Here is a 950-nt window from a genome sequence, read left to right as displayed (position 1 = left end):
AAGTGAGCCCGAAAGGTTTGCCTGCGCCCTTGCATGTTGACGCCGCCACGCTTCACCCTTTCCCAGCTCCAAGAAGGCACTGGACTTCCCGAGCACATCCGCAACTCGGTCCCGAATATCGGTGAAGCGATCAAAGTCAAATTGAGTGAGCGCCATAATGCGCATTATTTGATACTCAATGCCTGATCCTCCACTTACCGAACTCGCACCCTCGATACGCCTGAGCTCAAGCTCCAGCTCCTCGATTGTGGCCGGGTTGCCTAGCCTGTCGCGAATAGCCCGGCCGGCACTGTTAGCCACCTGGAGGGGGTCTGAGTCTTTGGAAACCTCGTCCGCCCAGATCAACTCCTCGATTTGCGCAAGATGGCGTTCGCCCAACCGAATCTCTGCGTTGCCTTCAGCTTCGAACCTTTGTGCCTCGTTCATGTCTGGGGCACACATCGCATCAAGGAACTTCTCGTACCCAGCCCGCAACTGCCCGAGTGCGCGACCGATGAGCTTTCCTAGATTTCTATTTGGTCGAGGCTGCGGCGATTGCCACGAAAGCACAAGGCTGTCGAGCTGATAGAAAGCGGCCAGAAGAGCTCCCGGCGCCTCGCCTTCTCGGGACGCTTTAGCTAACGCGCGCTCAACTGTTCGAGTTGTTTCGTCCACTTGTCGTTCGAGCTGGCTCAGATCGACACCGGATGGCGAAGTCGGGGAGCTCCGGGTCGCTCGAAAGTCGTCCACAAGACCGATTCTCCGCGAGAGATCCTGCTGACATTCATCAGGCTCCGGCCCTCTCCCGCAGTTAATGCACGGGCGGGCGAGAAGCCGCTGTTCATCGCAGCGCTCGCAGATTACATAGTCGAATGATAGCTGGAGATTGCGTTTGTGCTGGGCCAATCGACTTTCCTTGGGTCAATAGTTACAGTTTTACCAAGCGAATTTCAGGTGCGGCTTGCGGAGTG

Annotated in this window: 1 protein-coding gene; it reads right to left on the bottom strand. The window is 56.8% G+C overall.

Annotated elements, in window-relative coordinates; genetic code table 11:
* Positions 1-426, bottom strand: a 426-nt coding sequence (locus tag M3B01_RS14550; RefSeq protein WP_259793263.1) for a hypothetical protein, incomplete at its 3' end; no start/stop codon positions are given.
* Positions 427-950 lie beyond the last annotated feature (524 nt).

The sequence above is a fragment of the Brachybacterium sp. p3-SID957 genome (assembly GCF_025144775.1).
GTDB classification, from domain to species: domain Bacteria; phylum Actinomycetota; class Actinomycetes; order Actinomycetales; family Dermabacteraceae; genus Brachybacterium; species Brachybacterium epidermidis.
This window is presented reverse-complemented; position numbering and strand designations above follow the sequence as displayed.